Raw genomic sequence first — 24963 nt, 5'->3', positions numbered from 1 at the left:
TCGCTGGTGTCAGCACCGAGCACGACACCGAAGAGGTACGTCATGAGCGTCACCACCCCGTTCCCGGCGACCGCCACCGCGGCCGGCGTCCTGCATGGCGTCGATCTGAGCGGGCAGCGTCACCTGGTCACCGGCGGCTCCTCCGGTCTCGGCGCGGCGACCGTCCGGGCCCTGGCCGGCGCCGGGGCCGAGGTCGTCGTCGCCACCCGTGACCCGGGCGCCGCCGCACCGCTGACGGCCGAGTTCCCCCGGGTCCGGGCCGAGGCGCTCGACCTCGGCGACCTGGACTCCGTGCGCGCCTTCACCAAGCGCTGGTCCGGGCGGCTGGACGCGCTCGTGGGCAACGCCGGCATCATGGCCGTCCCGGAGCGGCGGCTGAGCCCGCAGGGCTGGGAGCTGCAGCTCGCCGTCAACTACCTGGGCCACTTCGCGCTCGTCACCGGCCTGCACGAGGCGCTGCGCCCCGGCGGCCGCGTGGTTCTGGTCAGCTCCGGGGCGTACAAGCAGGCGGCGTTCGACTTCGAGGACCCGCAGTTCGAACGGCAGCCGTACGACCCCTTCGTCGCGTACGCCCGGGCCAAGCGGGCCGAGATCATGCTGGCCGGGGCGCTGGCGCGGCGCTGGGCCGCCGACGGCATCACCGCGAACGCCCTGAGCCCCGGCTTCGTCCACACCAACCTGCAGCGGCACCTCGACGATGACACCATGCGCTCGTTCGGCGCGATGGACGCGGAGGGCAACCTGGTCACGCCGGACTACTACAAGACCCCGGAGCAGGGCGCCGCGACCTCCGTGCTGCTCGCCGCCTCGCCGCTGGTCGCCGGCGTGACCGGCCGCTACTTCGAGGACAACCAGGAGACGGCGAGCGACGCCCTCGATCCGGCCGCCGCCGATCGCCTGTGGGAGCACACCGTGCGGGCGCTCGGATCGCCCGCCTGACCCCGTCCGCCCCGGGCCCCGACCGGCCGGGCCCCTCCTGGCGCCACGACCGGTCCGGCCGGGTCAGGCCGTGCAGTTCGCGTCGACGTACTGGCGGAAACCGATGGGGTCGCCGGCCCGCGCCTTGGCCAGATGGCCGGCGAAGAGGCGGCGCCCGGCCGCGTCCAGATGCTTGCTGAGGAATGCCGTCCGGGGTGCTTCACCCAGCCGGTCGAGCGCCGCTTGCGCCGCCGGCCGATCGTTCTCCCGGCGCGCCAGCCATTCCTTCCCCCACGCGCAGATCCAGAAGTTCTCCGCGATGCTGGTCGCGTATCCCGGCTCATACATCAACTCGGCCTCGGCCTTGGGTAACGCACCGGGAAAGGTCGCTCCGGCCGGAAGTGTGAGCGTTTCCGCGGTACGCCGGTACTCCTGCTCGGCCGCGGAACGATCGAGAATCACCGGCTGATCTTTCGCGTCACCCGAATCGCATCCGGCGACCAGGAAGACGCCCATGAATGCAATGAAGATCGGGACGGAAAGCCGCCGGGAACAGACGGAAGGTGTCATCGAAACAAATTCCCTGAGAGGTCGGCGGGGCGTCGCCCGCCGGCGGTCCAGTACAGTCGGAGCCGGAAGACCGGAGCGGCCTTGCCGGACGCTCCGGTCTTCCCCTGCGATGGTCTTTCCGCGCGATGGTCTTTCCCTGCGCTGATCTTTCCGGGCGGCCGTCTTTCCCTGCGCCGATCTTTCCTGGTGACGGTCGGCGCCCGGCCCGCTCACCGGTGACCGTGCCGATCCTCGAGGGCTGCTCTTGCCGGAAGCGCCCGCGAACCGGCCCCGTCGGCCGGGGCGGCAGGTCAGTAGTTCAGCGTCCCGCCCCAGAAACGGTCACAGGCGGTGCAGGCACCCATGCGGCCGTTGAAGGCGAACTGCGTCCCGGAGGCGATGGTCGTGCTCCCGCTCGGCAGGACGAAGTTCTGGCTGCCCGGCGCGTTCCACTGGCTCGTGTTGGTGAACTGGGTCCCGGAGGTGTTCCGCAGGCCCAGCCGGGTGTAGGTGCCCGTGTTGTCGGTCAGGTTGAGATTGATCGGACCGGTGAAGGTGTGGGTCCGGAAGGTGGAGTACTGCACCAGGCTCCCGCCGGTGTTGAGCTCGCCGCTGACCTGGACGGAATTGGCCGACGCCATCCCCGGAGTGCCGAGGATCAGCGCCAGGGCCGCGGCCCCGCCGAGCAGAACATGCCGTGATCTCATTCGCTCTCTCCGCTTCTTGATTGACAATTGACCCGAGCGAACCTGAAAATATCGAATCCGTCCGCATAACTTCAAGCATTCACGTAATTCGATTCGCTTGACTTGCCGCCGCGGACCATGTTAACCGGATTTGCGAAGCTTCCCGAATTGCCGTTCGGCGCGAACTCGAGCGCCCCATTTGATCGTGCCGCCGCCGTGCGGAATGATCGGGCGCGGCGGGCCGGACGAAACTCACAGCCGCCGCCTCCCCGGTCGAGAGGAATCCGCATGCGCGACGCCACCCTGCGCGACGTGGCCGCCCGGGCCGGGGTGTCGATCCGCACCGTGTCCAATGTGGTCAACGGCTACGCCCGGGTCTCCGAGACGCTGCGGGCCCGGGTCGAGCAGGCGCTGGCCGAGCTCGACTACCGGCCCAACCTGATCGCCCGCAACCTCAAGCAGGGGCGCAGCGGGATGATTGGCCTGGTCGTGCCCGAGCTCGACGTGCCCTACTTCGCCGAGCTGGCCCGGGCGGTGATCGCCGCCGGCCGGGAGCGGGGCTACACGGTGCTGCTGGACCAGACCGACGCCGACCCCGCGCGCGAGCGGGAGCTGCTGACCGGCAACTCCCGGCTCACCCTCTTCGACGGGCTGATCCTGAGCCCGCTGACGCTGACCGCCGAGGAGTTGCGCTCGCGCGGCAACCGGGTGCCACTGGTGCTGCTCGGCGAGCACGTGTTCGACGGCAGCTTCTCGCACGTGGCCATCGACAACGTCGCCGCCGCGCGGGAGGCGACCGAGCACCTGATCGGGCTGGGCCGCACCCGCGTCGCCGCCATCGGCGACCAGCCCTACCGCACCGGCGACACCGCCCAGCTGCGCACGGCCGGATATCGTCAGGCGCTGGAGCGGGCCGGGCTGCCCTACGACCCCGAGCTCGTCCGGCCCACCGCGCGCTTCCACCGCCGCCTCGGCGCTGTCGCCGCCCGGGAGCTGCTGGCGCTGCCGCGGCCGCCGGACGCGATCTTCTGCTACAACGACCTGCTCGCCGTCGGCGCCCTCCGTGCCCTGCTCAGCGCGGGCGTGCGGGTGCCCGGCGACATCGCCGTGATCGGCGTCGACGGCATCGAGGAGGGCGCGTTCACCACGCCCAGCCTGAGCACCGTGGTGCCCGACAAGCAGCAGATCGCCGCGCTCGCCGTGCGGCATCTGGTGACCCTGATCGAGCAGGGCGCTCCCCCGGCGCCGGCCGAGGTGCGGGCCGCGCACGCGCTGCTGCCCCGGGAGAGCACCCTCGGCTCTGCAACGATGCAAAATTAATGTTCATCGTCTTGCAACGTCGGCACAACACGCGCATGGTGAGGGAGGACATCCACGGGGACCGATCGCTTGGGAGGGCTCATGAGAATGCGCGTGATCGCGGCGGCCGTGGTGGTCGCGGCGGCCTGCCTGGTCGCCCCGCGGGCCGACGCGGCCGCCGCCGGCTCGATCGTCTGGAACACCGCGGGGCGTCACTTCGTCACGACCGGCGTCTACGCGCGGGTCGAGCGGGTGCGCAACGGTGACCTGCTGCTGGCCTACAGCGACGGGCCCGCCGTCAACGTGCGGCGCAGCACCGACAACGGCGCCACGTGGGGCGGGGCCACGCGCGTCGCGCAGCAGAGCGGCTACAACTACACCAACGCCGAGCTGGTCCAGCTGGCCAACGGCTGGCTGCTCTATCTGTGGAACGGGCGCCCGGCGGCCGACGGCGGCGCGCAGCGCTACACCATCATGTCGAAGATCAGCCGCGACGGCGGCGCGACCTGGTCGGACGAGCGGACCGCCTACACCGGCGACAACGTCTTCGGCAACGGCGTGTGGGAACCGGCCGCGATCCAGCTGCCCTCCGGGGAGATCCAGCTGTTCTTCGCCAACGAGAGCCCCTACCGCTCGTCGGACGAGCAGGAGATCACCCTCATGCGCTCGTACGACAACGGGCTGAGCTGGGGCGGCGCCAAGGCCGTGTCGTTCCGGCCGGGGCACCGCGACGGCATGCCCGTACCGGTGCGGCTCGCGAACAACGCGGGGCTGGCGGTCGCCATCGAGGACAACGGCCTCAACGGCGACTTCAAGCCGGCCGTCGTGTGGTCCTCCACGGCGGACAACTGGCAGGGCCCGTCCACCCGCTGGTCCGCCCTGCGCTCCGACCAGCAACTGCCGGCCGCCGTCTACGCCGGGGCGCCCTACCTGGCGCAGATGCCCACCGGCGAGACGGTGCTGTCGGTGCAGTCCACCCAGGGCCGCCCCCAGAACACCTTGAGCGTGGCGAACATGCAGGTCTACGTGGGCGACGGCAACGCCAAGAACTTCGCCAACCCGACGGCGCCCTTCCCCGACCTGCCGGCCGGCGCCAACGCCTTGTGGAACTCCGTGACGCCGCTGGACAACGACAACCTGCTGGCGGTCAGCTCGGTCACCGGCCTCGGCCGCGACGGCATCTGGATCGTGCCCGGTCACCTCGCCCGCTGACCGGCCGGCGCCGGCTCGGAGGCGCCCCGAGTCACCCGCGGGGGCGCCCGAACGATGGCGAGGGCGCCCCCGAGTCACTGCGACGGCGCCCCGCGACGAACGAGCGTGCAACCTCTTCCCCCGGATCGGTGTGTTACCCGGTGTCCGACCGAGGAAGAGGAGATCCACCGATGGCACCGACCACCCGCGTACGGGCGTCTCTGGTCGTCGGTGTCCTGGCCGCACTCGCCGCCGGGGCCGCGACGGTCACGCTGGTCCGCGACAGTCAGCGCGACGCAGCTGCCGCCGGCGGGTGCCCGCCCGGATCCGTTCCGGTGGACCTGACGCTGCCCGGCGACGCGGGTCAGGTGACGCTGCGGATCCTCAACGGCACGCGAACCGCCGGTGTGGCCGATGCCGTCAGCGCGGATTTCCGGGATCGTGGCTTCCGGGCCGAGGCCGCCGGGCAGAGTGGGAGCCGGGTGGCGGGGGCCGGGATCGTGCGGTACGGGCCGCGCGGTGTCGGCGCCGCTCAGCTCGTCCGGGCGTACTTCCTGGGCGCGGCCGAGCCGGTGTTCGACCGCGCCCGCACGACCGGGGCCATCGACGTCGTCGTCGGCGAGCAGTTCCGGCAACTGCCGACGAAGACGGAGGTGAACCAGTCGCTGGCGCAGCTGAGCACGCCCACGCCGCCCCCGGGTACGTGCGCGGACGGCCGAGGATTGGATGATCAGTGACCGGGAAACACGGGGCATGACAGTCAGCCGCAACGCGCACCGGCTGGTGCGGATCGACCGGTCGTCGCCGCGCTCGGTGGGGCATCCCGTGCGTACCGTGGTGGTCGGGGGTGGCATCGCGGGCGTGACCGCGGCGCTGCTGCTCGCCGAGCGGGGTGTCGAGGTGACGCTCGTGGAGCGCGACGAGCGGCTGGGCGGGCGGCTCGCGGCGTGGCCCAAGCGGCTGGCGGACGGCTCCACGCAGATGGTCGGGCACGGGTTCCACGCCTTCTTCCGGCAGTACTACAACTGGCGGAACATCCTGCGCCGCATCGATCCCGGGCTGGCGTTCCTGCGCCCGGCGAAGCACTATCCGGTCGTGTCGCGGGCGTGGCCGGACGAGGACTTCGGGGGCCTGCCGGGCCGGCCGCCGTGGAGCCTGCTGGCGCTGATGGCCCGCTCGCCGAGCCTGCGCATGCGGGAGATGCGCGGCGTCGACGGGCCGACGTCGCTGGCCCTGCTGCGCTATTCGCAGGCGCGGACCTATCAGGAGTACGACGCGATGCCGGCGGCGGAGTTCCTCGACCGGCTGGCCATGCCCGAGCGGGCCCGGGCGCTGCTCTTCGACGTGTTCGCCCACTCGTTCTTCAATCACGCGGCCGAGATGTCGGCGGCCGAGATGATCATGCAGTTCCACTTCTACTTCCTGCGTAACGCCGAGGGGCTGGACTTCGACGCGCCGGACGACGACTACGAGACGGCGATCTGGGCGCCGCTGTCCGACCGGCTGCGCAAACTCGGCGTGGACATCCGTACGGGCGCCGCGGTGGACCGGATCGAACCGGGCTGGACCGTGCCCCTCACCGGGGGCGCCCAGCTCCGCGCCGACCACGTCGTGCTGGCCACCGATCCGGCGGCGGCGCGCGGCATCGTCGCGGCCTCCCCGGTGCCGCCCCGCCTGGCCGCCGACATGGCCACGATCAGGACCACGGCCCCGTACGCGGTCAGTCGCATCTGGACCGACCGCGACGTCGCCCCCGACCGGGCCGTGTTCAGCAGTGTCGCCCGCGAGCCACTGCTCGACTCGGTGAGCTTGTTCCACCGCCTCGAGCGCGGGCCCGCCCAGTGGTCACGGCGGACCGGCGGGGCTGTGCTGGAGCTGCACGCGTACGCCGCGGATGCCGGCATCGACGCGGCCACCGCCACCCGAGACATGTGGTCGCAGCTCACCGCGCTCTGGCCGGAGACCGGGGGCCTGCGCACCATCGAGACCGACCACCGTATCGGGTACGACGCCCCGGCCTTCGACGTCGGCAGCAACGCCACCCGGCCCGGGGTGGTCACCGGCGCGGAAGGGCTCTATCTGGCCGGCGACTGGGTCCGCATGCCGTTCCCCTGTGCCCTGATGGAGCGCTCCGCCGCCTCGGCCGCCCTGGCCGTCAACGCGATCCTGGACCGCCACGGCGTACGCCCGGTGCAGGTCTACTCGGTCCCGCCGCGCGGCCTGCTCGCCGGTCGCCGGCCGCGCTGAGGAAAGGCGGCGCGGTGACCGATCGGGCCGCCGCGCCGCCTTCCCATGGGGATCAGCTCGAGCCGAAGCGCTCGGATCAGCTCAAGCTGAACCGCTGGTTGGCCTGCCCGTTGCAGTCGTAGATCTGCACCTGCTGGCCGTTGCCGGTGCCCCACACGTCGAGGCAGCGTCCGGACTGGACACCGGTGATCGTGCCGCTGGAGTTGACGGTCCATTGCTGGTTGGCCTGCCCGTTGCAGCTGTAGATCTGCACGGCCGAGCCGTTGCCGGACCCCGCGGCGTCCAGGCACATCGACCCGTACACGGTCAGTGTCCGGCTCGACGTGAGGGTCCAGGCCTGGTTGGTCTGCCCGTTGCAGTCGTAGAGCTGCACCCGCGTGCCGCTGGTCTGCGACGCGTTCGGGACGTCGACGCATCGGCCCGACTGGGCGCCGACGATCCGCTGGCCGGTCCCGCTCGGCGGCGGGGTCGTCCCGCTCGGCGGCGGTGAGGTCGGATCGGTGCCGCCACCCGCGGAGTTCAGGACGTTGAGCACCGAGTTGTAGGCGGCCTTCTTGTTGCCGCCGCCGTCGAAGAGCAGCGGGCTCTCGCTGGAGCGCCACGAGTCGCTGTCCCGCACGCCCCACACGGTGATGCCGACGCAGCGGGGCACGTTGACGCAGGCCTGGGTGAGCCCGGCGTACTGCGAGGTGGACGAGTTGGTGACGTCGACCTCGGTCAGGGCCACGTCCACGCCCAGGGCGGCGAAGCTCGACAGGGTCGTCTGGAAGTTGCCGGGCAGCGAGCTGCCGCCGGTGAAGTGGGTCTGCAGGCCCACGCAGTCGATCGGGACGCCGCGCGACTTGAAGTCGCGGATCATGGTGTAGACGCCCTGCGTCTTGGCGTACGTCCAGTTCTCGATGTTGTAGTCGTTGTAGCAGAGCTTGACCGACGGGTCGGCGGCCCGCGCCGTCCGGAAGGCCACCTCGATCCAGTCGTTGCCGGTGTTCTGCAAGTTGGACGAGCGGCGGCTGCCGTTCTCCGCGAACGCCTCGTTGACCACGTCCCAGGCGTAGAGCTTGCCCTTGTAGTGCGCCATCACGCCGTTGATGTGGTCGATCATCGCCTGGCGCAGGCCGCTGCCGCTCAGCCCCGACCACCAGCTCGGCTGCTGGGCGTGCCAGGCGAGCGTGTGGCCGCGGACCCGCATGCCGCGCTGGGTGGCCCAGTTGTAGATCTGGTCGCCGGCGCTGAAGTTGAACACGCCGCGCTGGGGCTCGGTCGCGTCCGGCTTCATCTCGTTCTCGGCGGTGATCATGTTGAACTCGCGCCCAGCGATCGTGCTGTAGGTGCTGTCACCGAGGCGGCTCGCCGCGATCGCCGTCCCGAAGTAGCGGCCCGACTGCGCGGCCGCCGCGCCCAGGGTGCTCGCCGCGGCGTTCGCGTCGGGCATCACCAGGCCGACGCCCACGGCGGTGAGGGCGGCCACGGCGCCGCCGAGCAGGGGGCGCAACCATCGTGATCGGCGGCGCGGGGAGGAGCTGGGAGCCACGACGATCTCCTTCCGGGTAAGCAAGCGATGAACGTCGATGCAACGTCATGCTAGGCACGGCAACATCGGCGAAACAATATGTTTCGGAGAACTTCCGGAATAAGATCCGACCCGTGAGGAGTGTTTGCGCAGGCCGAGACCAAGAGTGGCGCTTGGCCTTTCGCTATAGCGCCGAAAGTTCCGGGGATCAGTCGGCCAGCGCGGAGCGGATGAGGAAGGAGCTGTCCGAGCTGAAGCCGGCGCTCCCGTCGGTCTGGTCGACCCACAGCTGGTCGCCGCGATGCCGCAGGAACCAGCCCGGATAGTTCGACGACTCGAGGGTCACCGAGCCGAGCCCCACGGCGCCGCGCGAACAGAACGTGGCGTCGCCCCGGAACAGCGCGGTCCCGTCGTCGGGGCTGAGCCGCAGCCGCCACGAGGAGTGGCGGAGATAGCGCCCGTCCTCGGCCCGGAAGGAGTGGCAGACCGCGTCGTTCAGCCCCGGCACCACGCGGAAGGTGGCCCGGCGCCGGGTGGCCGCCGGGCTGTCCCGATCGGCGGGAAGCAGCACCCCGAGGTCGTCGAAGGTGGCCACGAAGCGGCCGGGGGCGTTCTGCGCCTCCAGCGAGACGGTGCCGTCCTTCAGCGACGGCGACTCGCCCGCCGGGGGCCGGGTGCTCGGGGACGAGGACGACCGCGAGGTGGCGGCCGGAGCCGGTGACCGGAACGACGCCGTGGCGGTGGGCACGGACGTGGTAGCGGGCGCGGGCGCGGCGATCGCGGGCGGGTCGGGCGGGCGGCTCTCGGGCCACTGGGTCGCGGCCACCGTGCCCCCGGCGGCCAGTGCACCCACGGTCAGCGTGACGACCACGGGATGGGCGGCGACCGCCGTGCCCAGGCCCGTCGCGACCACCGCACCGCTCCCGCCCGTGGCCGTGGCCGCCAGCCCGGCCGGCACCGGCAGGAGCGCCACGGCGGGCAGCAGCCGCTCGGCGCCGACCATCGCGGTGCCCGGCTCGGCACAGTACGCACACCCGCGCACGTGCCGCGAGATGCGCTTGCGCCACAGCGGTTGCGGCGTGCCGTCCCACCGGCTCACGACGGCGTCGAGCTCCGGGCACCGGGGGCGGCGCTCGAGCGCGGCGACGACCCGGCGGCTGACCTCCAGCTGGTCCCGGAGGCGCTGCATGCGTACGCCGGCATGGGCCGGGCTGGCCCCGACGGCGGCCGCGAGCTCGCCGCGCGACAGCTCCCCCGCCATCGACAGCCACCACAGGGGCAGCAGCGCGCGGTTGTCGGCGTCGAGCCAGTGCCCGGCCCGCTCGACCTGCCGGCGCTGGCGCGAGAAGTCGACGCCGATCGCGGTCGCCTCCTCCGATGGGCTGCGCTCGTCCCGCACGGACGCGGCCTCGTCCAGCGGCGCCCGGCGCGCGGCACCGACGTCCGCGCGGCGCAGATGGGTGCCGACCTGGCGCACCGCGATGGACGCCAGCCACGGGCGGAACTGCGCCGGCGACCGCAGCGACGGCAGCTGCCGGAGGGCGCGCAACATGGTCTCCTGCACCACGTCGTCGACGTCGGGATGCGGGCCCATGCCCCGCCGCACGACGGTGTAGACCAGCGGCAGACCGGACCGCAGCAGCTGCTCCAGCGCCCGGCGGTCGCCGGCCCGCGCGGCGGTCACCAGCGCCGCGTCCTCGGTACGGGTAGCTCGCATCTCTCCTTCTCGCCGTCACGGTGCGGGGGTCGATCGTGCCACATCCCGGGCGGCTATTTGCAGCCGCAAAAAAGTGTTACGACGACCCCGCCGCGCGAGTCGCGAGTCGCGGAAAACGAGAAATTGTTGTGCCGGGGCGGCCGAGAGAGTCGCCCTTGAAGGTCACGAAACGGCCCGTTTACATTGGCGATTATGAATGGAAACGCTCCCAGGACAGTGCTCGGTGCACTGCTCGCCGGTGCCGTCGCCGCCGCGGTCGGCATGCTGGCCGGTCCGGCCGACGCGGCCACCACGCTCGGCGCGTCCGCTGCTCAGACCGGCCGCTACTTCGGCGCTGCCATCGCGGCCGGCCGGCTCGGCGACGCCACCTACACCAGGATCCTGAGCACCGAGTTCAACTCGGTGACCCCCGAGAACGAGATGAAATGGGACGCCACAGAGCCGTCACAGGGGCGTTTCACGTACACCAACGGGGATCGCATCCTGAACCAGGGCCTCGCCCAGGGCGCGAAGGTCCGCGGCCACGCGCTGCTCTGGCACCAGCAGCAGCCGTCGTGGGCACAGTCGCTGTCGGGCTCCGCCCTGCGCAGCGCGGCGATCAACCACGTCACCCAGGTCGCCACGCACTACCGCGGCCAGATCTATGCCTGGGACGTGGTCAACGAGGCCTTCGCCGACGGCGGCAGCGGCGGGCGCCGCGACTCCAACTTGCAGCGCACCGGCAACGACTGGATCGAGGCCGCCTTCCGCGCCGCGCGGGCCGCCGACCCCGCCGCCAAGCTCTGTTACAACGACTACAACACCGACGGGATCAACGCGAAGTCGACCGGGATCTACACCATGGTCCGCGACTTCAAGAGCCGCGGCGTCCCGATCGACTGCGTCGGTTTCCAGTCGCACCTGGGCACCAGCATCTCCGGCGACTACCAGGCCAACCTGCAACGCTTCGCCGACCTCGGCGTCGACGTCCAGATCACCGAGCTCGACGTCGCCCAGGGCGGCAACCAGGCCAATGTCTACGCCGCGGTCACCCGCGCCTGCCTCGCCGTGTCCCGGTGCACCGGCATCACCGTGTGGGGCATCCGCGACAGCGACTCCTGGCGTACGGGCGAGAATCCGCTGCTGTTCGACAACTCCGGCACCAAGAAGGCCGCGTACACCTCGGTCCTGAACGCCCTCAACGCCGGTGGCTCGACGCCGCCCAGCGACCCGCCGCCCAGCTCCACGACGCCGCCGCCGAGCGGTGCCGGCTGCACGGCCACGGTGTCGCTCAACTCGTGGACGGGCGGATACGTCGCCACCGTCCGCGTCACCGCCGGATCCTCGGCCCTCACCGGCTGGACCGTGACCGTCGCCCTGCCCTCCGGAAGCGCCGTCACCAGCACGTGGAGCGCGACCAACAGCGGCAACACCTTCCGCAACGCGGATTACAACGGCCAGCTGGCCGCGGGTGCCAGCACCGAGTTCGGCTTCCAGGGCACCGGCACCGGCCCGGCCGCCGCCCCGACGTGCCAGGCCGGGTGATCCGCGTGCGGCTCCGGCTGGTCGCCGCCGCTCTGCTGGCCTTCGTCACCGGCGCGGCCGTCCCCGCGGACCCCACAACCTTCGCGAACCCGGTGGTGTGGCAGGACTTCGCGGACGGTGACATCATCCGGGTCGGCGACGCGTATTACTACTCGGCTTCGACAATGCACTACTCGCCGGGTGCGCCGGTTCTGCGGTCCTACGACCTGGTCAACTGGGAGTTCGCCGGGCACTCGGTGCCGCGGCTGGACTTCGACTCGAACGCCTACGACCTCAACGGCGGCCGGGCGTACGTGAAGGGGATCTGGGCGTCGGCGTTCAACTACCGGCCCGGCAACAGCACCTACTACTGGCTGGGCTGCACCGAGTTCAACCGCACCTACGTGTACGCCTCGGCCAACGCCGGCAGTGGCTGGGCGAAGAAGGCGCGGATCAACAAGTGCTACTACGACGCGGGACTGTTGTTCGACAACGACACCCCGTACGTGGCCTACGGCAACGGCACGATCAGTGTGGCGCAGCTCAACGCCGACCTGAGTGCCGAGGTACGCTCGCAGACGGTGTATCAGACGCCGTCGAGCATCGGCACGCTCGAGGGCTCGCGCATGTACAAGCGCGGCAACTACTACTACATCTGGCTGACCCGCCCCGCGAACGGTCAGTACGTGCTGCGCTCGACCAGCCCGTGGGGCCCGTACGAGCAGCGCCAGGTCCTGCTCGACCTGCCCGGCCCGATCAGCGGTGGTGGCGTACCGCATCAGGGCGGTCTCGTGCAGACGCAGAACGGCGAGTGGTGGTACATGGCGTTCACCGACGCGTACCCCGGTGGCCGGATGCCGACGCTGGCCCCGATCAGCTGGAGCGGCGACGGCTGGCCGGTGCTGCAGACCGTCAACGGCCGCTGGGGCGCGAGCTATCCCCGCCCCAACCTGCCCTGGCATCCTGTCGCACCCCTCACGGGTACGGACACTTTCGCCGGCACCACGCTGGGCCCGCAGTACGAGTGGAACCACAACCCGGACACCTCGAAGGTCACCGTGAACAACGGCCTGCGGCTGGCTACGGCCACGGTGACCAACGACCTCTACAACGCGCGGAACACACTGACCCGCCGCATCCAGGGCCCGTCCTCCACGGCGACGGTCAAGCTGGACTACTCCGCGATGGCCGACGGCGACCGCAGCGGACTGGCCCTGCTGCGCGACTCGTCCGCGTGGATCGGCATCCGCAAGGACAGCGGGGTCACACGCGTCTCCATGACCAACGGCCTGTCCATGTCCACGAACGGCTGGACCACGACCGGCACCGGCACGGAGGCCGCGGGCGCGACCGTCTCCGGCGGCACGATCTGGCTGCGCGCCGCCGCGGACATCCGCCCGGGCTCCGGACGCACCGCCACCTTCTCCTACAGCACCGACGGCACGACCTTCCGCAGCCTGGGCCCGGCCTTCACGTTGAACAACAACTGGCAGTTCTTCATGGGCTACCGCTTCGGCCTCTTCAACTACGCGACCCGGGCCCTCGGCGGCTCCGTCGCCGTCTCCCAGTTCGGGGTGACCACACCATGACCCGTTCCCGTCCCCTGACCGCGCTGCTCGCGCTGGTCCTGCTCCTCGCCGGTGCCCCCGCTCCGGCCCGGGCCGACAATCCGATCGTCCAGCACGTCTACACGGCCGACCCGGCGCCGCTGGTGCACAACGGGCGGGTCTATCTCTTCACCGGGCACGACGAGGACGGGTCGACGTACTTCACGATGAAGGACTGGCGGGTCTTCTCCTCCGCCGACATGGTCAACTGGACCGACCACGGCTCGCCGCTGAGCCTCACCACCTTCAGCTGGGCGAGCGCCAACGCCTGGGCCGGCCAGGTGGTGCAGCGCAACGGCAAGTTCTACTGGTACGTGCCGGTGACCGCCCGCGCCACCGGCCGGATGTCGATCGGCGTGGCCGTCGCGGACAGTCCTACCGGCCCGTTCCGCGACGCGATCGGCCGCCCGCTGGCCGACACCAACGAGATCGACCCGACGGTGTTCATCGACGACGACGGGCAGGCCTATCTCTACTGGGGCAACCCCAACCTCTGGTACGCCAAGCTGAACCCGGACATGGTCTCGCTCGCCACCAGCCCGGCGAAGATCGCGCTCACCACCGCCGGCTTCGGCACCCGCAGCGGCGACGCCAACCGGCCCACCCTCTATGAGGAAGGGCCCTGGGTCTACAAGCGCAACGGCCTCTACTATCTCGTCTTCGCCGCCAAGTGCTGCTCGGAGTTCATCGCCTACTCCACCGCGCCCGGCCCGCTCGGCCCCTGGACCTATCGGGGCACGATCATGCCCACCCAGGGCGGCAGCTTCACCAACCATCCGGCGGTCATCGACTTCCATGGCGGCTCGTACTTCTTCTACCACAACGGCGCGCTGCCCGGCGGCGGCGGTTACACCCGGTCGGTGGCCGTCGAGAAGTTCGCCTACCGCAGCGACAACACCATCCCCACGATCTCGATGACCACGGCCGGGGCGCCGCAGATCGGCACCCTGAACCCCTTCGTACGCCAGGAGGCCGAGACCATCGCGTACGAGTCCGGCGTCGAGACCGAAGCCAGCAGCACCGGCGGGCGCAACGTCGGCTTCGCCGAGAACGGTGACTGGATCAAGGTGAAGGGCGCGGCGTTCGGCGCCGGGGCGACCTCGTTCTCCGCCTCGGTGGCGTCGGCCTCCGCCGGCGGGCGCCTCGAGCTGCGCCTGGACAGCACCTCGGGCCCGGTGGTGGGCACCTGCACGGTGGGCGGCACCGGAGGCTGGCAGAACTGGTCGACCGTCTCCTGCCCGGTGAGCGGGGCGACCGGCACCCGCGATCTGTACCTGCGCTTCGCCGGTGGTAGCGGCTATCTGTTCAACGTGGATTGGTGGCAGTTCTCATGAGAATCCGTTGTCTCGCCTCGGCCCTCCTGCTCGCCGCCGCGGCTGTCGTCGCGCCCGCCCAGCAGGCCCTCGCCCTGGACAACGGCGTCGCCCGCACGCCCCCGATGGGCTGGAACTCCTGGAACTCGTTCGGCTGCACCATCAACGAGGGCCTGATCCGGCAGACCGCCGACGCCATCGTCAGCAGCGGCATGCGGGACGCGGGCTACCAGTACGTGGTGGTCGACGACTGCTGGTTCAACCCGAACCGCGACTCGGCCGGCAATCTGCAGGGCGATCCGACCCGCTTCCCCAGTGGCATGAAGGCACTCGGCGACTACTTGCACGCCCGGGGCCTGAAGTTCGGGCTCTATCAGGTGCCGCTGGACAAGACCTGCGCGCAGTACTTCGGCTCCTATCCCGGCGCCACCGGCGTGAACGGTCACGAGACCCAGGACGCCCGCCAGTTCGCCGCGTGGGGCGTCGACTTCCTCAAGTACGACTGGTGCTCGCCCACCGGCAGCATCAACGACCAGGTGGCGACCTTCTCCCGGATGCGCGACGCGCTGGCCGCCACCGGCCGGCCCATCGTCTACAGCATCAATTCCAACAGCATCCACGCGAAGACCGGCCCCCAGCGCAACTGGGGCGACGTCGCGAACATGTGGCGCACCACCGAGGACATCACGAACGCCTGGGACACCGGGCAGACCAACGGCTATCCGATGGGCATCAGGAACATCGTCGACGTCACCGTGCCGCTGTCCGGCTACGCCCGCCCGGGCGCCTTCAACGATCCCGACATGATGGAGGTCGGCCGGGGCGGGATGACCGACACCGAGATGCGCTCGCACTTCGCGCTCTGGGCGGTGCTGGCGTCCCCGCTGATCGCCGGCAACGACGTCCGCTCGATGAACGAGGCCACCCGGTCGATCCTCACCAACAGCCGGCTCATCGCCATCAACCAGGACTCCCTGGGCCTGCAGGCCGTGCAGGTCAGCGGCGACAGCTCGCAGCGGGTCCTCGCGAAGCGGCTGGCGAACGGTGACATCGCCGTGGCCCTGTTCAACTCCGGCGGCAGCACCCGGACGATCACGACCACCGCGGCCGCCGTCGGCCGCTCCGGCTCGTCGTTCACGCTGGTCGACGCCTGGACCGGCGCCACCACCACGACCAGCGGGACGATCAGCGCGTCCGTGCCCGCGCACGGCACCGCGGTCTTCCGCCTCAGCGGCGGCACCACCATCCCCGAGACCACCTCCGCGCTGGTCGGCAGCGGCTCGGGGCGATGCCTCGACGTGCCGCAGAGCACCACCGCCAACGGCACCCAGCCGGTCGTCTGGGACTGCAGCGGCGCCGCCAACCAGCAGTGGACCAGCTCCGGCGCGACCCTGCGGGCGCTCGGCACATGCCTGGACGCCCCGCTGAACGCCACCGCGGGGGCCAAGGCGCAGCTCTGGGACTGCAACGGCGGCGCCAACCAGGACTGGACGTTCAACACCAACGGCACGATCAGCAACCGCCAGTCCGGGCTCTGCCTCGACGTGAACAACAACGGCACCGCGAACGGCACCACCGTCCTGCTCTGGACCTGCACCGGTGCCGCCAATCAGATCTGGACCCGCCGATGATGCCCATCATGGAGGAAGACGTGACAACAGGAAGTAAGCGCCGGCGCTGGCTGGCGGCAGCAGTGGGGCTGGTCACCGTCCTGGCCGGTGTCGCGGTGGCGACCCCACCGGCAGCGGCCGCGACCCCCGACACGAGCGTCTGGTACACGCTGGTCAATCGGGGCAGCGGCAAGGCGCTCGACGTCTGCGGCGCGTCGACGGCGGACAACGCCTGCGTGCAGCAGTACGCCCGCTCCGGCGGCACCAACCAGCTGTTCCAGTTCGTCAGCTCCGGCAGCGGCTACTACCGGCTCAAGGCGCAGCACTCCGGCAAGGTGCTCGACAACTACAACTTCTCGACGGCCGACGGCGCCGCCGTGGTCCAGTGGACCGACAACAACACCACCAACCAGCAGTGGTCGCTCGCCGACTCGGACAGCGGCTACGTCCGGCTGATCAACCGGGTCAGCGGCAAGGCGCTCGAGGTGCAGGGCGCTGCGACCACCGACGGCGCGGCGATCGTGCAGTACGCCGACTGGGGCGGCACCAACCAGCAGTGGCAGCTGGTCCCGGCCGGCACCCAGAACCCCGGCAACCCGGGCAGCTGCACCCTGCCGTCGACCTACCGGTGGAGCTCGACCGGCTCGCTGGCCAACCCGCGCTCGGGCTGGGTGTCGCTCAAGGACTTCACCACCGTGCCCTACAACGGCAAGCAGCTCGTCTACGCCACCACGCACGATCAGGGCTCCAGCTGGGGCTCGATGAACTTCAGCCTGTTCACGAACTGGTCCGACATGGCGTCGGCGAGCCAGAACGCGATGAACCAGGGCACCGTGGCGCCGACGCTGTTCTACTTCGCCCCGAAGAACATCTGGGTGCTCGCCCACCAGTGGGGGCCGACGGCCTTCTCGTACCGGACGTCGAACGACCCCACCAACGCCAACGGCTGGTCGTCGGCGCAGACCCTCTCGACGGCCTCCATCTCCGGCTCGGGCACCGGGCCGATCGACCAGACGCTGATCGCCGACAGCCAGAACATGTACCTCTTCTTCGCCGGCGACAACGGCAAGATCTACCGGCAGAGCATGCCCATCGGCAACTTCCCGGGCAGCTTCGGCGGCTCCTACACGACGATCATGAGTGACAGCACCAACAACCTGTTCGAGGCCCCCCAGGTCTACAAGGTCGCCGGGCAGAACCAGTACCTCATGATCGTCGAGGCCATCGGCGCCAACGGGCGCTACTTCCGCTCCTTCACCGCCACCAGCCTCAACGGGTCGTGGACCCCGCAGGCCGCCACCGAGAGCAACCCCTTCGCGGGCAAGGCCAACAGCGGCGCCACCTGGACCAACGACATCAGCCACGGCGAGCTGGTCCGCACGAGCGCCGACCAGACCTTCACCGTCGACCCCTGCAACCTGCAGCTGCTCTACCAGGGTCGCTCGCCCAGCTCGGGCGGGGACTACGGGCTGCTCCCCTACCGGCCGGGCCTGCTGACCCGGCAACGCTGAACCCGGGCGCGGCGCGTCAGAGCAGCCCGTTCTCGTACGCGTGGATGACGGCCTGGATCCGGTCGCGCAGGCCCAGCTTCATCAGCAGGGGCGACACGTGCGTCTTGACCGTCTGCTCGCCCACGAAGAGGTGGCCCGCGATCTCGGCATTGGAGTGACCGCGGGCCACCTCGAGCAGGATCTCGCGCTCCCGGGCGGTCAGCCGGTCGAGCGCACGCGGCTCGTCCGCGGTCGCCGGGGCGATCCCGTCGGCGAACCGGGTCACCAGCCGCCGGGTCACCGACGGGTCGATGAGCGCGTCGCCCCGGGCCACCACCCGCACGGCCCCGAGCAGCTCCTCCACCGGCATGCTCTCGGCACCGGCGGTGCGAGCCGGCAGCGCGAGCGCGAGGTCGGCCGGCAGGGCGCAGCCGGCGGCGAGGGCGGTGACGGCGGCCAGGGCCGCGGCGAGGCGTGCTTTCGTCATGCCGTTCATCCTCGGCGCGCCGCGCGGCCGGGTCGTCCGCCGGCGGCGGGAGGTTCGTCTCCCTCTCGCGGGGGAGAAAGGACCGCCTAGGGGCGCTTCGGGGGCGGGGCGCTGAGCAGCCGGCCGACGGCGGCGGCCCGGTCGCCGAGGACGGGCCGCAACGCCGCGGCGAGGTCCTCGGCGCTGGCCTTCGCGTCGCCGAGGCGTTCGACCACGGCGGCGGGCACGGCGGCGACCTGGCGCTCGATCGCGTCGAGGTCCTTCTGGGCCACGCCGAGCTGCCTGGCGACGGCCTGCAGCAGACCGCGGTTCTCGTACCCGAGGACCGTGCCGACCTGGGCGCGCTCCAGCGCGGTGGCCGCGCCCACGGTCGGGTTCTCCGGGTCCTTGGTGGTGAGGTTGCGGACCGAGCCGGTCGGGGTGGTACGGCCGTCCGCCGCGAAGCCCGGGTCGTAGGCGAGCACGGCCCACGCCAGCGCGGCCCGCAGCTCGGGGACGGTCTTGATCGAGGTGGCGAGCGCCTTCGCGCCCGCCGGGTCCTTGAGGGCGTCGATCACGTCCTGCTTGCTCACTCCGCTCTCCTCACGGTCGGCGGCCGCCAGCACTCCCCACGGCCGGGTGTCGTTCTCCGTCGCGGTCGCGTACCGCGCGCTGAAGTGCGCGTGGCTGGTGTGCCGGTCCGCGCCGGTGTGGACGCGCCGGCGCCAGCCCCGCGAGCGGGAGTAGATGTGCCCGTTCCAGATGACGTACTCGAGCCGCCCGGCGACGTCCGGGCTCTCGAACTCGGCCTTCTCCCGGGCCACGAGGGCGAGGATCGCGTCGCCGAACCAGCCGGGCCGCGGCCACGGCCCGGTGGCGTCGACGTCGAGCGCGTGGACCTCGTTGCGGCTGTCGGCGTCGCGGCCGCGCAGGACGCGGGAGTCCTCGTCGGGCGTGTGGTCGGACGAGGAGGAGTGGGCGGCGTCGCCGATCGACCCGTCGGCCCCCTTGTCGCGCCGGGCGGCGACCCCGTTGAACTCGGCCCGCAGGGCGGCCAGGCAGGGCACCAAAATCCAGGACGACATCAGACCTTCACCCGTACGGACGACCGCCGGGCCGACCGGCGACGGTGCCGCATCCGGGTCTCCCGGACGGCGATCCCGGCGAGCACCACGACGTTGGCGCCCAGGACCACCAGCGTCACCGGGTCGGGGGCCCCGTGCTGGTGGCCCTGGGCGCCGCTGTCCGCCGGGGCCGCGGCGTGGGTGGCGTGGCCGGGACGGTCCGGTGCGCGGAACAAGGGAGCGGCGAGGACGACCGCCGCCACGACGATCATCAGCACCGCGAACGCGCGGCGGGCGATCATCAGCCCACCCGGTCCAGCTGCCGGTCCTGGACGGCGCAGGCGCAGCGCATGGCGTCCCGCTCCGCCGGCGACGGGCGCAGGTGCAGGTACATGGCGACCACCATGGGCAGGAACACCACGGCGTTGTAGAACAGGTGCAGCTCGACCCGGGGCACCACGAGCTGGGCGATGCTGGTGGGCACCGGGCGGCCCAGCAGGTGGAGACCGGTCTGGGCCTGGATGAAGAGCAGCAGGTGCTCGAAGTGGTGCCAGAACTGGATCACCAGGGCGATCGTCCACCAGGTGCGGGCGCGGCCGGTGAAGCCGGGGCGCAACAGCCACAGCCCGGCCAGCATCACCAGGGCGTAGCCGTAGTGCAGCCATTCCTGCTGGATGAGGCTCGGGAAGGGGATACCGAGCACGCCCCGGGCCTCCGCGGGCTTCCAGCCCAGGCCCCAGAGCTGGACGGCCTGCGCCACGTGCTCGGCCCAGTGCGCCAGCACGACGAGGCCGAACAGCAGCACGGCCGGCCGGTGGTACCGCTCGTTCAGGGTCGTCATGTCTTCCGACGCTAGTGAGCCGGGCGCCCCCGGATTTCTTCCTCATTGCGCTTTCACGGCGCGCAGACAGAGCACAGCGGAGGGCAGGGCGACCCGGCCGTCCGCGGAGCGGCGGGCGTCCGCGGCGCGGGCCAGGGCGGCGTCGATCTCCGCGCGTTCGGCGGGCGTGCACCAGTCGGCGAGCATCCTTTTCACCAGCGGCGGCCGGACATCGGCGGCGAAGGAGGCGTACTCGGCGCCGGAGCTCAGCCAGAACGGCGCGGTCTCGCGCGTCACCGACACCGCGGTGAATCCCGCGTCGCGCAACACCGTCCGGCACAGGTCCGGGTCGGCCAGGGCGTGCGGCCCGGGTTGCCCGGGTGGCGGCGGGGTCAGGCCCAGCCGGTCGGCGAGGATCTCGACCGGCAGCCCGGCCATCGGCGCGTCCGCCGGGGTGCCCCACACGGCCGCGGTGAGCACGCCCCCGGGCACGAGCAGCCGGTGCACCGCCCGCAGCGCGCCGGCCAGGTCGTCGAGCAGCATCAGGCACCATCGGCTGAGCACCACGTCGAACGACGCGGGCGGCAGCGTGAGCTCCTCCACCGCCCGGTTCAGGAAGGTGAGGGTGCCGAGCCCGGCCGCGCGTTCCCGGGCCGCCCGCAGCATCTCGCCGGAGACGTCGAGGCCCACGACGCGGCCGCCGGGGCCCGCGCGCCGGGCCGCCGGGATCGCCGGCTCGCCCAGCCCGGTGCCCACGTCCAGCACGACGGACCCGGGGCGTACGCCGCCCAGCTCCAGCAGCCGGGCCGTGATCGGTGCCCCGCCGCGCTCGAACACGCCGAGCCAGTGTTGCCAGCCCGGGCTCAGCTCGTCCCAGCTCTCCCGCTGCTCCGCGACGGTGGCGATCCGGTCGGTCACGGCTGCCCCGCCCCGACCTGTCGCATGTCCACCTCGCCGGAGAAGCCGCGGAGGGTGCCGTCGACGACGTTGAGCGACATGAGCGGGAAGGCGAACTCCGAGGCGGCGTAGATGCCGTGGCGTTGCTGCAGGGCGAAGACCGCCTCGCCGAAGACGCGCATGTCGAACTCCACGCCCGGCCCGGCCAGCCGGGCGACCGCCGCGGTCATGCCGGCCACGAACGCCGCCCGATCAGCGCGCTCCGGGTGCACCGCGGCCGCCAGCACGATCTCGCCGCACCGGCGCCCGTCCCCGGTGGCCAGCGCGGCGAAGAAGCCGGCGATCAGCTCCCGGACCCGGTCGGTGAGCTGGACGCAGTAGCCCGCGTCGAGGACGACCGCGTGGCCGTCGCGGGTCAGATAGACGTTGCCCGGGTGCAGGTCGCAGTGCACGAACCCGTGGACGAAGACCATCGTGTGCACGGCCCGCAGCACCCGGCCGGCCAGCACCCGCCGCTGCTCGCCCGTCAGGCCCGCCGGCGTGCCGCCGTCCAGCCCCTCGAGGAAGCCGAAGACCAGGCAGTCGGCCGAGGACAGCTCCGGGTGCACCTCCGGCACCACGATCCGCGGCACATCGGCGAGGCACTCGCGCAGCCGTTGCGCGTTCGCGGCCTCCCGGACGAAGTCGAGCTGGCCCACGATCGCCGCGCCGACATAGCCGACGAGATCCGCGAGCGGCATGCCCCGCAGCCGGGGCAGCCGCTGCAGCAGCCGGGTGGCGGCCCGCATCAGCGCCAGGTCGGTGTGCATGCGGGCGGCGATGCCAGGGCGCTTCACCTTGAGCGCCACCACCCGGCCGTCGGCCAGCTCACCCCGGTAGACCCCGGCGATGCTGCCGCTGGCCTCCGGCGCGGTGGCGAACCGCACCAGCCCCGGTACGGCGGCCCGGCGGATCACCGCGGCGGCCTGCTCGTCCGGCATCGGCTGCACCGCGTCGTGCAGGGTGGCCAGCGCGTCGGCCAGCGCGGCCGGCATGGTGTCGCGCCGGGTGCTCGCGAGCTGGCCGAACTTCACGAACGTGGGGCCGAGCCGCTCGAGCGTGCGCACCAGGCCCCGGTAGCCCCGGCGGCGCGCGGCGGGGCGGCCGCCGGTCACCAGGCCGGCCAGCCCGGCGACGGCGGTGGCCACGGCGCCCGTGCCGGAGACCACGACCACGACCACGGTCCGGGCGGCCATCGCGCGCCGGGTGACGACGGTCATGGTCGCAGCACGTACAGGGCGTGCATCGGGCTGTCGACCGGGAGCTCGTCGATCCGGGTGAAGCCGGCCTCGCCGCCGAGCCGGGTCACCTCCGGGTACGGCATCCCGAGCGTCCCGGGCGCCGGACCGCCCACGGCCAGCGCCGTCGGGACGCAGTAGAGGGCGCTGGTGGCGTACAGGATCGGGCCGGCCGGGCCCGCGTTGTCCTCGGGGTCGGCGGCGCCGTTGCTCTCCAGCACGAGCAGGGCACCGTGCGGGGCGAGCGCCGCGCGGGCGGCCGCCAGCAGCCGGGGCGGGTCGGGCGCGTCGTGCAGCACGTCGAACATGGTGATCAGGTCCGCGGGGCCGTCCAGGGCGTCGGCCGCGTCGGCGGTGACATAGCGGATCCGGTCGGCCAGCCCCTCCTCGGCCGCGGCGGCGGTGGCCCGGTCGACGGCGGGCGCGCTGAGGTCGTAGCCGATGAAGCGGCTCTCCGGGAACCGGCGCGCGAGCACGCGCAGGGCCCGGCCGTTGCCGCTGCCGACGTCAGCGACGGCGGCGCCGCGGCTCAGGGCGGCGGTGAGTCCGTCCACGGCGGGCAGCCATCGGTCGACGAGCAGTCCGTCGATCCACTGCGCGCTCATGGCCTCCATCGCGGCGTGCAGGCCGGCGGGATAGCGGTCGGCGGCGATGCCCTTGCCGCTGCGGAAGGCGTCGGCCACCTCGTCCAGCATCGCCGCCATCGGCGCGAGCAGGCCGTAGCCGGGCGAAAGATCGAACGGCGATCCCGCGTACGCCAGGACGGCCGCGTGCTCGGCCGGCAGCACGAATCGGCCGGTGCCCCGGTCGTGCCGCAGGTAGCCGGCGCTGTGCAGGCCCCAGCACCACTCGGTGACGTACCGTTCGGCGCAGCCGGCCCGCTCGGCGAGCTCGCCGGGGGTCGCGGGTCCGGCCGCGAGCGCTTCGAAGAGCCCCAGCCGCACGCCCAGCGCGGCGAGCAGGCTGCCGGTCGCGGCGCCCAGGTCACCCAGCACCCGCCCGGCGAAGGCGCCCGCCTCCCGGGGATCGAGGTCGGCCGGCAGGGACTGCGGGCTGTGCCCGTTCCGGTCGGCCGGAGCCGTCGCCGAGGCGGACCACCCGTGCGGGCCGGCGGCGGGACCGGAGGGGGCGAAGAGCATCCGGGCCCGGGCCGCGGCGTTGATCCAATGGTTGGTCAGCAGCTTGCGCTCGGTGACGGGATCGCGGATGTCGAGGCGCTCCCAGTCGTAGTGGAACACCTGCAGCAGGCTCTCCCCCAGCCCGGCCGGCTCGATCCACATCCGGCCGCCGAGGGCGGCGGTCCAGGCCGGGCGGCGCAGCTCGAAGTCGAGGTAGGGCTGGTAGGAGGGGAACTCCTGGCCGGCGTCGACCGCCTTGGTGACGCTGAGCTGGATCGTGCCGCTGGCGTCGCCCATCACCATGGTCATCGGGTCGCCGGGGGTCAGCGAGCCGGCGCTGCGCTGCAGCCAGTGCTTGACCGCGCCGGGGCTGGTCAGCGCCTCCCACGCGGCGAAGGGCATCTCCGGCAGCGGGATCTGCAGATAGGGACCCATGCGGCGCCACGGCCACCGGGTGTTCGTGCCGGTCCGCAGATAGCCGGCCAGCTGGTCGAGGATGCCCGGCCAGCCCATGCCGTTCCACGAGCGCCAGTCCGACGGCGGGTTGGTCGCCTCCTCGACGACGGTCACCACGGTCGCGCCGGCGCCCGGGGCCACCGTCCACGTCACCCGGGCCGCCGGGCCGACCCCGACCCAGCGCCACAGGTACTCGAGAAGGCCCTCCCGGGCGGGAGTGGGTGGCCGCGCCCGGGAGGTGCTGCAGTAGAAGAACTCGCCGTCCTCGAAGTCCAGGGTGGACTCGAGACCGCGGCGGGCCCAGCCGCCGTGGCAGACGCCCAGCCACCGGGCCACGTGCTCGGGCTCCACCAGGGCCTCCCACACCCGGCCCACCGGCTCGGGGATCGAGGCCACCGTGACCAGCCGCTCCCAGCGGTCCTGGGCCACGGGGAACGCGCCGCCGGCCAGCGGCCGGAAGCCGGCCTCCGGCCGGGTCAGATCGAACGCGGGCGGCGGGGGCAGCGCCGCCCGGCGCATGTCCACATCGGCCATGGTGAAGCCCTTCTGCGGGTGGGGTCAGATGGCGGCGAGCTCGTCGGGCGTCAGGTAACCGCCCATCGTGAAGCGCAGACTGGTCAGATAGGCGATCGGCTGGTCGTCCGGGCGCCGGATGTCGTGCAGCGGCAGCATCCGGTAGATCTGGCCCTTGCCGGGCGAGCCGGCCGGCGGGATCTGCCGCACGTCGTCGATGGTGAGGATGATCGGCTCCTTGTTCACCAGCCGCAGCCCCAGCTTCGGCATCTCGAACAGGGCACCCACGGCCATCCGGCACGCCTTGGCCGAGGGACCCTCCCCCGCGTACGGGTCGAAGGGTGTGCGGATCTGGCCGGTCGACAGGCAGTCGGGGTTGAGCCGCACGGTGATGGTGCCCAGCTCCTCGCAGTGGCCGACCATCTTCATCTCGATCAGGTTCGTGTAGACCTCGGCGTCGTGCCAGATCCGGGACGTCGGATCCGACCGGACCACCCGCACGTAGCCGTCGAAGGGCACGGTGTACTCCCCGACGCCCGGCACGGCGAACGCGTCCACCGAGCTGATGCCCAGGTTGTCGATGCCCGGGTCGGGCGGGGTCCACGGCACCACGGTGGCGCCGGCATAGACGTTCGGGACGCCCTCGGTCCCGACCGGGCGGCCGTAGACGACGGACGGCTTCTGCGTCGGTGCGCTCATCGGTGTCTCCCTT

22 protein-coding genes are annotated in these 24963 nt (G+C 72.0%); 10 read left to right on the top strand and 12 right to left on the bottom strand.

Annotated elements, in window-relative coordinates:
* The first annotated feature begins 42 nt into the window (after positions 1 to 42).
* Complete coding sequence (locus RAN62_RS29640; protein ID WP_305788092.1) at positions 43 to 939, top strand: SDR family NAD(P)-dependent oxidoreductase; 897 nt, start codon at positions 43 to 45, stop codon at positions 937 to 939.
* Positions 940 to 1002: 63 nt separating this feature from the next.
* Here RAN62_RS29640 and RAN62_RS29635 read toward each other — a convergent pair whose 3' ends face one another.
* Entirely contained in the window at positions 1003 to 1434 is a 432-nt protein-coding gene (locus tag RAN62_RS29635) for a hypothetical protein (RefSeq protein WP_305788091.1), read from the bottom strand.
* 344 nt (positions 1435 to 1778) lie between these two features.
* A complete protein-coding gene (locus RAN62_RS29630; protein ID WP_305788090.1) occupies positions 1779 to 2174 on the bottom strand; it encodes a hypothetical protein in 396 nt (131 codons plus the stop codon).
* 267 nt (positions 2175 to 2441) lie between these two features.
* Here RAN62_RS29630 and RAN62_RS29625 point away from each other — a divergent pair, with 267 nt between their 5' ends.
* From RAN62_RS29625 to RAN62_RS29610, 4 genes are all read left to right on the top strand, one after another.
* A complete protein-coding gene (locus tag RAN62_RS29625) occupies positions 2442 to 3473 on the top strand; it encodes a LacI family DNA-binding transcriptional regulator (protein WP_305788089.1) in 1032 nt (343 codons plus the stop codon).
* 81 nt (positions 3474 to 3554) lie between these two features.
* Complete coding sequence (locus RAN62_RS29620; protein ID WP_305788088.1) at positions 3555 to 4664, top strand: sialidase family protein; 1110 nt, start codon at positions 3555 to 3557, stop codon at positions 4662 to 4664.
* A gap of 170 nt (positions 4665 to 4834) precedes the next feature.
* On the top strand, positions 4835 to 5380 hold the full coding sequence (locus RAN62_RS29615; protein WP_305788087.1) for a LytR C-terminal domain-containing protein: 546 nt from the start codon (positions 4835 to 4837) through the stop codon (positions 5378 to 5380).
* 16 nt (positions 5381 to 5396) lie between these two features.
* Entirely contained in the window at positions 5397 to 6890 is a 1494-nt protein-coding gene (locus tag RAN62_RS29610; RefSeq protein WP_305788086.1) for an FAD-dependent oxidoreductase, read from the top strand.
* Positions 6891 to 6966: 76 nt separating this feature from the next.
* Here the strand turns inward: RAN62_RS29610 and RAN62_RS29605 are convergent, their stop codons facing one another.
* Positions 6967 to 8421, bottom strand: a complete 1455-nt coding sequence (locus RAN62_RS29605) for an endo-1,4-beta-xylanase (protein WP_438874569.1) — start codon at positions 8419 to 8421, stop codon at positions 6967 to 6969.
* A gap of 187 nt (positions 8422 to 8608) precedes the next feature.
* Complete coding sequence (locus RAN62_RS29600; RefSeq protein ID WP_305788085.1) at positions 8609 to 10117, bottom strand: sigma-70 family RNA polymerase sigma factor; 1509 nt, start codon at positions 10115 to 10117, stop codon at positions 8609 to 8611.
* A gap of 192 nt (positions 10118 to 10309) precedes the next feature.
* Here RAN62_RS29600 and RAN62_RS29595 point away from each other — a divergent pair, with 192 nt between their 5' ends.
* From RAN62_RS29595 to RAN62_RS29575, 5 genes are read left to right on the top strand one after another with little or no spacing between them, the layout of a single operon-like run.
* Positions 10310 to 11641 (top strand): glycoside hydrolase family 10 protein, encoded by a 1332-nt coding sequence (locus tag RAN62_RS29595; RefSeq protein WP_305788084.1) that lies wholly within the window; start codon positions 10310 to 10312, stop codon positions 11639 to 11641.
* Between the two features lie 5 nt (positions 11642 to 11646).
* A complete protein-coding gene (locus RAN62_RS29590) occupies positions 11647 to 13209 on the top strand; it encodes a glycoside hydrolase family 43 protein (protein WP_305788083.1) in 1563 nt (520 codons plus the stop codon).
* The gene (locus RAN62_RS29585) at positions 13206 to 14561 is read left to right on the top strand and encodes a glycoside hydrolase family 43 protein (RefSeq protein ID WP_305788082.1); all 1356 of its coding nucleotides are present in this window, start codon (positions 13206 to 13208) and stop codon (positions 14559 to 14561) included. Before RAN62_RS29590 ends, RAN62_RS29585 begins: the two co-directional genes overlap by 4 nt.
* Complete coding sequence (locus RAN62_RS29580; RefSeq protein ID WP_305788081.1) at positions 14558 to 16171, top strand: glycoside hydrolase family 27 protein; 1614 nt, start codon at positions 14558 to 14560, stop codon at positions 16169 to 16171. The genes RAN62_RS29585 and RAN62_RS29580 overlap by 4 nt, the downstream gene beginning before the upstream one ends.
* Positions 16172 to 16191: 20 nt before the next feature.
* A complete protein-coding gene (locus RAN62_RS29575) occupies positions 16192 to 17661 on the top strand; it encodes a non-reducing end alpha-L-arabinofuranosidase family hydrolase (RefSeq protein ID WP_438874568.1) in 1470 nt (489 codons plus the stop codon).
* Between the two features lie 16 nt (positions 17662 to 17677).
* Here RAN62_RS29575 and RAN62_RS29570 read toward each other — a convergent pair whose 3' ends face one another.
* The 8 genes from RAN62_RS29570 to RAN62_RS29535 all read right to left on the bottom strand — a co-directional run bounded on the left by RAN62_RS29570 (position 17678) and on the right by RAN62_RS29535 (position 24950).
* Positions 17678 to 18127: a response regulator transcription factor gene (locus tag RAN62_RS29570; RefSeq protein ID WP_305788080.1), complete on the bottom strand. Its 450-nt coding sequence runs from the start codon at positions 18125 to 18127 to the stop codon at positions 17678 to 17680.
* Between the two features lie 86 nt (positions 18128 to 18213).
* On the bottom strand, positions 18214 to 19191 hold the full coding sequence (locus RAN62_RS29565; protein ID WP_305788079.1) for a hypothetical protein: 978 nt from the start codon (positions 19189 to 19191) through the stop codon (positions 18214 to 18216).
* Positions 19191 to 19472 carry a hypothetical protein gene (locus tag RAN62_RS29560; protein ID WP_305788078.1) on the bottom strand — a complete coding sequence of 94 codons (282 nt, stop codon included), beginning with the start codon at positions 19470 to 19472 and terminating at the stop codon, positions 19191 to 19193. The genes RAN62_RS29565 and RAN62_RS29560 overlap by 1 nt, the downstream gene beginning before the upstream one ends.
* Complete coding sequence (locus tag RAN62_RS29555) at positions 19472 to 20011, bottom strand: hypothetical protein (protein WP_305788077.1); 540 nt, start codon at positions 20009 to 20011, stop codon at positions 19472 to 19474. Before RAN62_RS29555 ends, RAN62_RS29560 begins: the two co-directional genes overlap by 1 nt.
* Before the next feature lie 42 nt (positions 20012 to 20053).
* The gene (locus tag RAN62_RS29550; protein ID WP_305788076.1) at positions 20054 to 20908 is read right to left on the bottom strand and encodes a class I SAM-dependent methyltransferase; all 855 of its coding nucleotides are present in this window, start codon (positions 20906 to 20908) and stop codon (positions 20054 to 20056) included.
* Complete coding sequence (locus RAN62_RS29545) at positions 20905 to 22146, bottom strand: ABC1 kinase family protein (protein ID WP_305788075.1); 1242 nt, start codon at positions 22144 to 22146, stop codon at positions 20905 to 20907. The genes RAN62_RS29550 and RAN62_RS29545 overlap by 4 nt, the downstream gene beginning before the upstream one ends.
* On the bottom strand, positions 22143 to 24272 hold the full coding sequence (locus RAN62_RS29540; protein WP_305788074.1) for a methyltransferase: 2130 nt from the start codon (positions 24270 to 24272) through the stop codon (positions 22143 to 22145). The genes RAN62_RS29545 and RAN62_RS29540 overlap by 4 nt, the downstream gene beginning before the upstream one ends.
* A gap of 24 nt (positions 24273 to 24296) precedes the next feature.
* Entirely contained in the window at positions 24297 to 24950 is a 654-nt protein-coding gene (locus RAN62_RS29535) for a DUF6073 family protein (RefSeq protein ID WP_305788073.1), read from the bottom strand.
* Positions 24951 to 24963: the final 13 nt, after the last annotated feature.

Source organism: Symbioplanes lichenis (genome assembly GCF_030709675.1).
In the GTDB taxonomy this organism is placed as follows: domain Bacteria; phylum Actinomycetota; class Actinomycetes; order Mycobacteriales; family Micromonosporaceae; genus Actinoplanes; species Actinoplanes lichenis.
The sequence above is the reverse complement of the archived record's forward strand: the minus strand, read 5'-3'. Positions and strand labels throughout refer to the sequence as shown.

What these genes read in the sequence shown, in the direction of transcription:
- RAN62_RS29585 (WP_305788082.1), top strand. Translation starts at nt 13,206, where the DNA reads ATGACCCGTTCCCGTCCCCTGACCGCGCTGCTCGCGCTGGTCCTGCTC.
- RAN62_RS29535 (WP_305788073.1), bottom strand. Translation starts at nt 24,950, where the DNA reads ATGAGCGCACCGACGCAGAAGCCGTCCGTCGTCTACGGCCGCCCGGTC.
- RAN62_RS29555 (WP_305788077.1), bottom strand. Translation starts at nt 20,011, where the DNA reads ATGACGACCCTGAACGAGCGGTACCACCGGCCGGCCGTGCTGCTGTTC.
- RAN62_RS29565 (WP_305788079.1), bottom strand. Translation starts at nt 19,191, where the DNA reads ATGTCGTCCTGGATTTTGGTGCCCTGCCTGGCCGCCCTGCGGGCCGAG.
- RAN62_RS29610 (WP_305788086.1), top strand. Translation starts at nt 5,397, where the DNA reads ATGACAGTCAGCCGCAACGCGCACCGGCTGGTGCGGATCGACCGGTCG.
- RAN62_RS29615 (WP_305788087.1), top strand. Translation starts at nt 4,835, where the DNA reads ATGGCACCGACCACCCGCGTACGGGCGTCTCTGGTCGTCGGTGTCCTG.
- RAN62_RS29560 (WP_305788078.1), bottom strand. Translation starts at nt 19,472, where the DNA reads ATGATCGCCCGCCGCGCGTTCGCGGTGCTGATGATCGTCGTGGCGGCG.
- RAN62_RS29620 (WP_305788088.1), top strand. Translation starts at nt 3,555, where the DNA reads ATGAGAATGCGCGTGATCGCGGCGGCCGTGGTGGTCGCGGCGGCCTGC.
- RAN62_RS29570 (WP_305788080.1), bottom strand. Translation starts at nt 18,127, where the DNA reads ATGACGAAAGCACGCCTCGCCGCGGCCCTGGCCGCCGTCACCGCCCTC.
- RAN62_RS29640 (WP_305788092.1), top strand. Translation starts at nt 43, where the DNA reads ATGAGCGTCACCACCCCGTTCCCGGCGACCGCCACCGCGGCCGGCGTC.
- RAN62_RS29625 (WP_305788089.1), top strand. Translation starts at nt 2,442, where the DNA reads ATGCGCGACGCCACCCTGCGCGACGTGGCCGCCCGGGCCGGGGTGTCG.
- RAN62_RS29595 (WP_305788084.1), top strand. Translation starts at nt 10,310, where the DNA reads ATGAATGGAAACGCTCCCAGGACAGTGCTCGGTGCACTGCTCGCCGGT.
- RAN62_RS29630 (WP_305788090.1), bottom strand. Translation starts at nt 2,174, where the DNA reads ATGAGATCACGGCATGTTCTGCTCGGCGGGGCCGCGGCCCTGGCGCTG.
- RAN62_RS29580 (WP_305788081.1), top strand. Translation starts at nt 14,558, where the DNA reads ATGAGAATCCGTTGTCTCGCCTCGGCCCTCCTGCTCGCCGCCGCGGCT.
- RAN62_RS29540 (WP_305788074.1), bottom strand. Translation starts at nt 24,272, where the DNA reads ATGGCCGATGTGGACATGCGCCGGGCGGCGCTGCCCCCGCCGCCCGCG.
- RAN62_RS29635 (WP_305788091.1), bottom strand. Translation starts at nt 1,434, where the DNA reads ATGGGCGTCTTCCTGGTCGCCGGATGCGATTCGGGTGACGCGAAAGAT.
- RAN62_RS29600 (WP_305788085.1), bottom strand. Translation starts at nt 10,117, where the DNA reads ATGCGAGCTACCCGTACCGAGGACGCGGCGCTGGTGACCGCCGCGCGG.
- RAN62_RS29545 (WP_305788075.1), bottom strand. Translation starts at nt 22,146, where the DNA reads ATGACCGTCGTCACCCGGCGCGCGATGGCCGCCCGGACCGTGGTCGTG.